Raw genomic sequence first — 2,036 nt, 5'->3', positions numbered from 1 at the left:
GAATGCGCGCAGCAGCAGGTCGATCGCCTCGTCGCTGCCGCGGCCGAGCCAGAGCGAGGCCGCCTCGACGCCGTACAGCGCGGCGAGGCGTGCCCGCAGCGACTCGGGTTGTGGCTGCGGATAGCGATTGAGCCCGGTCACGGCAAGGCCATCATCGTCGCCGTCCCAGGGAGATTCGTTCGCGTCGAGCCGCACGCGCGCGTCGAAACCGGCGCGGCGTGCCGACGCGTACGGTGCGAACGCGACGAGTTCGGGGCGCGCACGCGCGAGCAGGCTCATGCGTCGGCGCCCGCGGCGATGCGTACGGCAGCGCCTTCGAGAGCCGCGAGGCGCAGGTCGACCGCGCGCGCATGCGCTTCGAGCGCTTCCGCGCGCGCGAGGCACGCCGCGTCGGGCCCGATCGCGCGCAATCCCGCGCTCGTGGCTTCCTGCACGTCGACGCGGCGCAGGAAGCTCTCGACGCCGACGCCGCTGAATGCGCGCGCGAAACCGAGCGTCGGCAGCACGTGGTTCGGTCCCGCGCAGTAGTCGCCGAGTGTCTCCGGCGACCAGCCACCGAGGAAGATGCTGCCCGCGTTGGACAGCCGCGGCAGCAACGCGCGCGGGTCGCGCGTGTTCACGATGAGGTGCTCGGGCGCATAGCGCTCGGCGATGTCGACGGCGGCATCGAGGTCGGCCACGCGGATCAGGCGCGCATGGGCGAGCGCGGCGCGCGCGATCGCCGCGCGCGGCAGGCTCGCGAGCTGCAGCGCCAGCGCGTGCGCGACGGCATCGAGCAGGCGCTCGCTCGGGCTCACGAGCAATACCTGCGAATCGGCGCCGTGCTCGGCCTGCGCGAGCAGGTCCGCCGCGACGAAGGCGGGCTCGGCGGCATCGTCCGCGATCACGAGCACCTCGGACGGCCCGGCAGGCATGTCGATCGCGGCGCCGTCGGGATCGGCCGCGACTTCGAGCTTGGCGTTCGTGACCCAGGCGTTGCCGGGGCCGAACAGCTTCGCGCAGCGCGGCACCGACTCGGTGCCGTAGGCGAGCGCGGCGATCGCCTGCGCGCCGCCGAGCTTGAACACGCGCTCGATCCCGCACAGGCGGGCGGCGACGAGGATGGACGGGTCGGCGCTCCCGTCCGCGCGCGGCGGCGTCGCGAGCACGATCTCCGGGCAACCGGCGACGCGCGCGGGCACGCCGAGCATCCACACCGTCGAGGGCAGTGGCGCGCTGCCCGCGGGCGCGTACAGGCCGACGCGCCCGATCGGCCGCAGCACCTGCTCGCAGCGCACGCCGGGCTCGGTATCGAGTGCGAACGACTGCGGCTGCTGCGCGGCGTGGAAGGCCTCGACGCGCGCGATCGCGCGGCGCATCGCCTCGCGCACCGCAGCGTCGATGCTTCTTTGCGCCGCGGCGAATTCCTCCGCACCGACCTCGAACGTCGCAAGTTCGCAGCGGTCCAGGCGCAGGCCGAGTTCGCGCAGCGCGGCATCGCCGCGCGTGCGCACTGCGGTGATGATCGCGCGTACTTTAGCGACCTGCACGGTGTCGTGCAGGCGCGGCGGACGTGCCAGGACATTGATGCGTTGGTATGCATCGAGCGCGGACCAGTCCGCGCGTCGCAAGGACAGGTTCATGCGAGCATGCGCTCCACGTTGAGCACCATCACGCCGCGCGCACCGAGGCGCTTGAGTTCCTCGAGGTGCTGCCAGTCGAGGCTCGCGCTGCACAGCGCCTGCATCGCGACATCGTCGGGCCGGCCGTCGAGGCCGAGCACGCTCGGCGCCTCGCGCGCCGGCAGCATCCGCGTGATCGCGGGCAACGCGGCGCGCGGCGCCTGCAGCATGAGCAGGCGAGCGCCCGCGCCGGACAGCGCGCCGGCGATGCGCGCGACGAGCCGCTCGAGCAGCTGCGTCGCGGCGGCGCTGCGCGGGCGCGGGCTCGCCGCGAGTACCGCCTCGCTCTGCATGACCGTCGCGAGTTCGTGCAGCTGGTTGGCGGCGAGCGTGGCGCCGCTCGAAACGAGGTCGCAGATCGCATGGGCCTTGCCG

General features: G+C 73.6%; 2 protein-coding genes and 1 pseudogene. All 3 read right to left on the bottom strand.

Annotation, left to right across the window (positions count from 1 at the left end):
• Positions 1-279, bottom strand: a pseudogene (locus ACTHK2_RS11330) (histidinol-phosphate transaminase); the annotation flags it as partial.
• Positions 276-1,622, bottom strand: coding sequence for a histidinol dehydrogenase (gene hisD, locus ACTHK2_RS11325; RefSeq protein WP_440245820.1), 1,347 nt, complete (start codon positions 1,620-1,622; stop codon positions 276-278). The pseudogene ACTHK2_RS11330 and the gene hisD, both read right to left, overlap by 4 nt.
• A partial coding sequence (gene hisG / locus ACTHK2_RS11320; RefSeq protein WP_440245819.1) for an ATP phosphoribosyltransferase occupies positions 1,619-2,036 on the bottom strand: 418 nt, incomplete at its 5' end. The genes hisD and hisG, both read right to left, overlap by 4 nt.

This window comes from Dokdonella sp., from assembly GCF_051958935.1.
Classification (GTDB): Bacteria; Pseudomonadota; Gammaproteobacteria; order Xanthomonadales; family Rhodanobacteraceae; genus Dokdonella_A.
The sequence above is the reverse complement of the archived record's forward strand: the minus strand, read 5'-3'. Positions and strand labels throughout refer to the sequence as shown.

Excerpts from the sequence above, each read along its gene's own strand:
- hisD (WP_440245820.1), bottom strand. The coding sequence starts at position 1,622 with ATGAACCTGTCCTTGCGACGCGCGGACTGGTCCGCGCTCGATGCATAC.